Genomic DNA, 6,603 nt, shown 5'->3' with positions numbered 1-6,603 from the left:
GGTGGAACCGGCCGAGACCGACGTCCAGACGCCGGGCTTCCAGTCCGAGCACGAGCCCGGCGCCGACGGTGACACGGTCTCCGGCCGTGCCAAAGGCGGCGAGCCACAGGAGGACGGCCGAGGGTTCGGCGGCGACGTGGCCACAGGCGCGACCGAGGACACCTCAACGTCCGACCGCCCACAGGCGTGCGTTGACCAGGACGGGGACTCGGCGGAGGACGGGACACGACCCGCGTCTCCGGACGACGAGGCTCCGACTCCAGGCGGCACCGAGACGCCAGAGAGCACCCCGACACCCGATGACACCCCCACGCCGGAAGGAACCGCCACACCTGAAGGAACCCCGACACCAGACCCTGACTCCGGCATACCCGACCGGCTTCTGCCTGAGGACCTTCCCTCCCTCGGCATCGATGCGGCCGACGAGTACCGGCCGGACGACGTGCCCCTTGGGCTCCCCTAGTCTCCACACCGCCTGCGCCGTGATCACGGCGCAGGCCGGCGGCTCCGCCCCGCCCCCGGGCAGAGTCGCCGGCCCGCGTCGTGATCAACATCGCTGTGTTCGGCTGCGACGCAACCTCTTGCCGAAGGCCGGCGTCTAAGGGACATGCGTACCCTCGCGTTAGGTGCCGTGGCCGTCCTGCTCCTCGCGGCTTGTGGCGACACATCATCGAGTGATGGCGACGACGTCGCCCCGGCCGATTCGGTCACCGTGTCCGAGATGGAGAGCCCCGTCGAAGAGCAGGAACGCCTCGAATCCGGCGACGATCTGGAGTACCCGCCGGACGTCATAGTCCGAGGAGGCGGCGAAACCCTCGAGCTGACGCCGTATGTGTTCTGCTGGAGCAGCGGATGCGTGGACGGCGCGCCGCCGGACCCCCTTCCCGACCTCGGCGAGCAGAGCGACGTGACCGTCGAGTTCCCAGCGGAGGACTGGGAGTTCTCCGCAAGCTTCAGGCGTGCCGGTGACGCATGTGCCCGAACTCAGTCCATCGAGCTGGAGCGCACTTCAGCGACGACGTTCCGGCTCCGGGCTGCGGGCGTCGCCGGCACGTACGACGTAGATCTCTTCGGCCGAGGCGACGGCGGTGACGTCGCGGTCCAGTTCCGCTGGACGACGACCGTCGCCGGAGAGCTCCCGGAGCCCGAGGCCCTCATAGCCGTCTTGGCCGACAACGACGGCACCGTCGACAGCTACGGCGTCGAGCTCTCCGTCGTCAATCTCGGCGACACCCCGGACCGGGCTGAAGCCACGGTCACCGTCACAGCCGCCGACGGCGCATCCCTCAGTTTCGAGCCGACGCCGGTCGGAACAGAGGACGAGGGATGCGAAGCCGTCGAAGGACTCCTGGTCTGGAACGGTCCGGAGGATAAAGGTCTCGAAGCCGCGGCACTCGGCGAACCGCCGTTCATGTACACCGTCGAGCTCGAACTCGACGGTGTACGCCACGAGGCCACGGCCACCTGGCCGGACGAGGAGATACCGGGCAACGAGCCGTCGGTCCCGCTGACCTTCGACCCCGCGCTTCCCGCCCTCTCGGCCGACGTGTAGCGGCTCGCTTCCCTGTCATCCGGCCGAGTGGCGAGAGGGAGGCTGGTGCCTGCCCTCCCTCTCGCGGACTCTGTCGCGCCTGTCAGCTACATGCAGCGATGGCGTCCCCTTCCGCTGCTTCGATGGCTTCGAAGTCGAGGTAAGAGATCGCTGGAGTCCCGGCGTCCGGGCCCTTCTTCAGCGTGCCTCCGGCCATGGTGGCGTGAGTGTTGATCAGTGTGGACGTCGTGACGCCACCGGCATCGGCCAGGATCTCGATCCCGTCTGGACACAGGCCGGTGAACTCGAACGCCAACTCCCCGAAGGTCACCCAGTTGGCCGACTTGGCAGCGTTCTCGGCTGCTTTCTCGTTCATGTTCTCTTTGAAGCAGAAGTGCGCGGACGCCTGGCCGACAGCGAGTCCCAGGATCCCGACCGTGGCGACGCTCGTGAACAGCGCTCTGCGCAGCGTCTTCCTCATGGCAAGCCCCCCTTCCACGGCCGGCCCAGCGCCGACCGATGAGGGATTCTAAAACCAGAATGTTGATCAGGGAAGCCCACCCCGTACGTCCCGCACATCGAGCGCTGCGGGTCTCGTGTCACAGGACGCCCACGGCGGTCGAGCGCTAGTCGACGGCGCTACGGCGCTCGAGGAAGACGGTGTCCCGCCAGACGCCGTGGCGCTGGGCGATCCGCTCGCGCACCGCGAGAGTCCGGAACCCGGCGGAGTGATGCAGCGCCAGACTCGCCCGATTCTCCGGGAAGACCGACGTCTGCAGCGTCCACAGGCCGCCGTCGTCCGCGGCGACCACCTGCTTACGGATCAGTGCTTTGCCGACGCCGCGGCCGCGGAAACCGTCGCCGACGTAGACCGACGTCTCGGCGACCCCGGCGTAGCATTCCCTGGCCGAGACCGGCGTCGCCGTCGCCCACCCGGCGATCTGTCCGTCGACCTCGGCGACCCATCGATGATCGGGCAGCCACGTGGCCTCCAATGAGCGCCGCGACGGGACCTCGGTCTCGAACGTGGCGTTGCCGGTGGCGATGCCCTCGGCGTAGATCCGGCGGACCGACGGCCAGTCGTCCTGCACCATGGCGCGCACCGTGACGTCCGCCGGGACGTCGTCCGGGCAACACGGCCGCGACGCGAGCACGCCCATGACGACGTCGGCTGCGTGCGGCAGACCGGTGCAGCAGGCGCTGTTGACCGATACCAACGTTGCCGTGCCTTCCTTGCGCAGGCGGACGAACCCGACCTCGGCGAGCTTGCGCACGTGGTGCGAGCACGTCGACTGGCTGATCCCCAGCCGTGCCGTGAGCTCGCCCACGGTGATGGGGGCGCCCGCGGTGGCCACCGCATGCAGCAACCGCACTCTGGTCGGCTCGGCCAGGCTCGCGAACCACTCGGCGTAGGTGGCTGCGTCCGGCTCCGGCAGCAGCGGCGCCCGAGCGGTCATCGTCGGAGCGGCCTTCGGGGCCATCGTCGAAGCGTCCTCCGGAGGCATCGTCCGGGCAGCCGTCGTCGTCGGTGTCATGTCCGTAAGAGTAATGCAATCATCGACAGCGATCGATGGTTGACTCCATCGACGTTCATCGATAGATTTCTCTCCATCGACTGGAATCGATGAAGGGAACCGCTATGAACGCATCGCCCGTTGTCGTGGTCGGCGCCGGTCCGATCGGGCTCGCCGCTGCCGCGCACCTGCTGGAGCGCGGCCTGACCCCGCTCGTCCTCGAAGCCGGAGACACGGCCGGCGCCGCCGTCGCGCAGTGGCATCACGTCCGCCTCTTCTCGCCCTGGTCCGAGCTGGTCGACCCGGCAGCTGAGCGGCTGTTGAAGGCCACCGGCTGGCAGTCGCCCGACGCGGCCGGCTACCCCACAGGCACGGAGTGGGCCGATCAGTACCTGCGCCCGCTCGCTGCCGCGCTCGGCGACCGGGTACGGTTCGGCGCTCGGGTGGTCGGTGTCGCTCGCCGCGGCCGCGACCTCGTCGTCGACGCGGGACGCGACAGCGAGCCGCTGACCGTCCACGTCACGACGGCCGGGGGCGAGGAGCGGATCACCGCCCGGGCAGTCATCGACGCCTCCGGAACCTGGGCCGCGCCCAACCCGCTCGGTGGCGACGGGCTGCTTGCCGCCGGCGAGCACGACGCGGCCGGCCGGATCGACTACCGGATCCCCAACCTCGACGACGACGCGGCTCGCGATCGCTATGCCGGCAAGCGCATCGCGATCGCGGGTAGCGGGCACTCGGCGCTGACTGCTCTGGTGGCTCTGGCCGGTCTCGCCGACGAGCACCCGGGCACGGAGATCGTGTGGCTGCTGCGGCGGGGAACACCCGGCGACGTCTTCGGCGGTGGCGAGGCGGACCAGCTTCCCGCCCGGGGCGCGCTGGGGCTGCGTGCCAAGGCCGCCGCCGAGGCCGGCCACGTCCGGACCGCGACTGGATTCCGCACGTCAGCCGTGCACCGGGAGCCGGACGGGCGGGTGACGCTGGAGTCCTTCGACGGCCACCGTCTCGAGCCGGTCGACGAGGTCATAGTGCTCACCGGGTTCCGGCCCGACCTGTCGTGGTTGTCCGAGGTCCGGCTCGATCTCGACCCGGTCCTGCAGGCGCCGCGAGCGCTCGCTCAGCTGATCGATCCGAACGTCCACTCGTGCGGCACCGTCTACCCGCACGGCGTGACCGAGCTCGCCCAGCCCGAGCCCGGCGTCTATCTGGCCGGCATGAAGAGCTACGGGCGCGCGCCCACGTTCCTCGCCATGACCGGGTACGAGCAGGTCCGGTCGGTCGCCGCCGCACTCGCCGGGGACACCGAGGCGTCGCAACGCGTCGAGCTGACGCTTCCGGAGACCGGTGTGTGCGGCGGGTCCGGCGTGTTCGACGAGCCCGACGGGCAGGCCTCGGACGCAGGCTGCTGCGGCCCGTCCGGCCCCGTCGAGGTTTCGCTTCTCACCCGTCCGACAGTCGGTTCCAGCTCTTCATGAGAGCCCCACACCGCAACACCAACGTCGGGGCGTCGTCCTGAGCTGAGCGACCGCCATAGTTAAGGATGACGCTCGATCCTTAACTATGGCGCCCGAACCGCTCGGCAAGACCGACGCTGGTTGTCCACATCTCAATACCCTACGGACGCTCGCGGTGCAGCCGGTCAATGACGTCCGCGCGCAGCGCCTTCTTGTCGATCTTCCCGACCTTGGTGGTCGGCAGCTCATCGACGGCGACCAGCCGTTCCGGAAACTTGAACCGCGCGACGCCGGCCCGCTCCATCGCCGAGCGAACATCGTCGAGGACGACGGTCCGTCCCGGCTCGGGCACGACGTACAGGCACACGCGCTCACCAAGGTCCGGATCGGGCATGGCCACCGCCGCGGCACGGCCAACCGCATCCACCTGGTAGGCGAAGTTCTCGACCTCCTCCGCGGAGATGTTCTCTCCAGCCCGGTTGATCATGTCCTTGTCCCGGCCCTCGACCACGAGATTCCCGTCCGGACGTATCCGGACGACGTCGCCGGAGCGGTACCAGCCGTCCTCGGTGAACGCGGTGGCGTTCTGCTCGCCGGCGCGGTAGTAGCCACGCGGCGTGTAGGGGCCGCGGGTGAGCAGGATCCCAGGCTCGCCGTCGGATACCGGCTCACCGGCCGAGTCGACGACCATGATCTCGTCGCCGGCGCACATCGGCCGGCCCTGCGTCGTGCAGATCACCTCCTCCGGATCGTCTAGACGGGTGTAGTTCAGCAGCCCTTCCGCCATCCCGAACACCTGCTGCAGCGTGCATCCGAGCACTGGACGCACTCGCCGGGCCACCTCATCGGCCAGGCGGGCTCCGCCGACCTGCAGCACACGCAGCGAGCTGAGGTCATGACCGTGGTCCGCCTCCCGGTGCTCCAGCCATCGCTGAGCGACCGCAGGCACGACGGCGGTCGCTGTGACCCGCTCACGTTCGATCTGTGCGAACACCTTGTCCGGTGCGGGCGACGGTGCGACGACGACGCGGCCGCCGACCAGCAGCGCGCCGAGGATGCCTGGGCAGGCGAGCGGGAAGTTATGACCGAGCGGCAGTACTCCGAGATACACGGTGTCCAGGCCGAATCCACACACCTGCGCACTGCGCTTGGCGTTGTACGTGTAGTCGTCGTGGGTGCGAGCGATCAGCTTGGGCAGCCCGGTGGTGCCGCCGGACAGGAGGAAGACCGCCACACTTCCGCTGTCGGGCGGGCGCTCGTCCATGGTCTTGCGGGCCATCGCGACGTCGTCGGCCGGGTCGCAGAGTGCGCTCAGGCTGACGCTGTCCGGACGGATCTCGTCGCCCGCCACCAGGACGTGGTCGACACTGCCGACATCGGCCGCGACCTTCCACGCCATCGCCTGGTGATCGAAGTCCTTCACCACGCCGGGCACCGTGATCGCCCTGGCTTCGGAGTGCTCGGCGAGGTAGGACATCTCGTGCTCACGGTGCGCGGGCAGGGCCATCACCGGGATGACACCCAGGCGCAGGCAGGCCAGCGTCAGGACGACGAACTCCCAGCGGTTAGGGAGCTGCACGACGATCCGGTCGTCCGGGCGAAGCCCAAGGTCACGCAGCCGGAGCGCCGCGCCGTCCACGCGCTGAATCAGCTCGCGATAGGTGAACCGCAGTTCGCCGTCGACCAGGGCGACCGCATCGGGTTTGCTGTCCACCACAGCCACAAGCTGCTCACCCAGCGAGCGGCCCTCCCAGTAGCCTCGCGCGACGTAGCGCTCAGCAACGTCTTCCGGCCACGGCACCGTGCCTTCCCTGGTCGGCCTAGGCATGTTCGGTCTCCTCATCGATGGTGACGACGACGGCATCCAGTGCGACAAGTCCGTCCACGGTCAGACGGAGCGGATTGATCTCCATCTCGGCGACGGCGGCGTTCGCGGCCAGTGCACCGGACAGCGACGAGACGATATGTCCGAACTCTGCCCGATTCAGCACCGGACCGCCACGCCAGCCGTCGAGCAGCGCTCGTGCGATGAGGTCGTCGGGCATGGCGGCCGCCTCCTCCGCTGACAGCGGCGCCAGCCGGATCGCGACGTCGGCCACGGCTT

Annotated in this window: 6 protein-coding genes and 1 pseudogene; 3 read left to right on the top strand and 4 right to left on the bottom strand. The window is 69.2% G+C overall.

Annotated elements, in window-relative coordinates; genetic code table 11:
* Positions 1-463 (top strand): annotated as a pseudogene (locus tag ELR45_RS07950) (hypothetical protein); the annotation flags it as partial.
* Between the two features lie 144 nt (positions 464-607).
* A complete protein-coding gene (locus ELR45_RS07945) occupies positions 608-1,552 on the top strand; it encodes a hypothetical protein (RefSeq protein WP_129664894.1) in 945 nt (314 codons plus the stop codon).
* A gap of 82 nt (positions 1,553-1,634) precedes the next feature.
* Here the strand turns inward: ELR45_RS07945 and ELR45_RS07940 are convergent, their stop codons facing one another.
* Positions 1,635-2,012: a hypothetical protein gene (locus ELR45_RS07940; protein WP_129664892.1), complete on the bottom strand. Its 378-nt coding sequence runs from the start codon at positions 2,010-2,012 to the stop codon at positions 1,635-1,637.
* A gap of 145 nt (positions 2,013-2,157) precedes the next feature.
* On the bottom strand, positions 2,158-2,988 hold the full coding sequence (locus ELR45_RS07935; RefSeq protein WP_129665102.1) for a helix-turn-helix domain-containing GNAT family N-acetyltransferase: 831 nt from the start codon (positions 2,986-2,988) through the stop codon (positions 2,158-2,160).
* 182 nt (positions 2,989-3,170) lie between these two features.
* On the opposite strand from ELR45_RS07935, the gene ELR45_RS07930 reads away from it, so the two are divergent.
* Positions 3,171-4,520, top strand: coding sequence for an FAD-dependent oxidoreductase (locus ELR45_RS07930; RefSeq protein WP_129664890.1), 1,350 nt, complete (start codon positions 3,171-3,173; stop codon positions 4,518-4,520).
* Between the two features lie 139 nt (positions 4,521-4,659).
* Here ELR45_RS07930 and ELR45_RS07925 read toward each other — a convergent pair whose 3' ends face one another.
* Positions 4,660-6,327 carry a (2,3-dihydroxybenzoyl)adenylate synthase gene (locus ELR45_RS07925; protein ID WP_240759267.1) on the bottom strand — a complete coding sequence of 556 codons (1,668 nt, stop codon included), beginning with the start codon at positions 6,325-6,327 and terminating at the stop codon, positions 4,660-4,662.
* On the bottom strand, positions 6,320-6,603 hold a 284-nt coding region (locus tag ELR45_RS37200), incomplete at its 5' end, for an acetate--CoA ligase family protein (protein ID WP_205856210.1). The genes ELR45_RS07925 and ELR45_RS37200, both read right to left, overlap by 8 nt.

The sequence above is a fragment of the Phytoactinopolyspora endophytica genome (genome assembly GCF_004138495.1).
GTDB classification, from domain to species: Bacteria; Actinomycetota; Actinomycetes; order Jiangellales; family Jiangellaceae; genus Phytoactinopolyspora; species Phytoactinopolyspora endophytica.
Note: the sequence above shows the minus strand (reverse complement) of the source record. Positions and strands in the feature narration are given on the sequence as shown.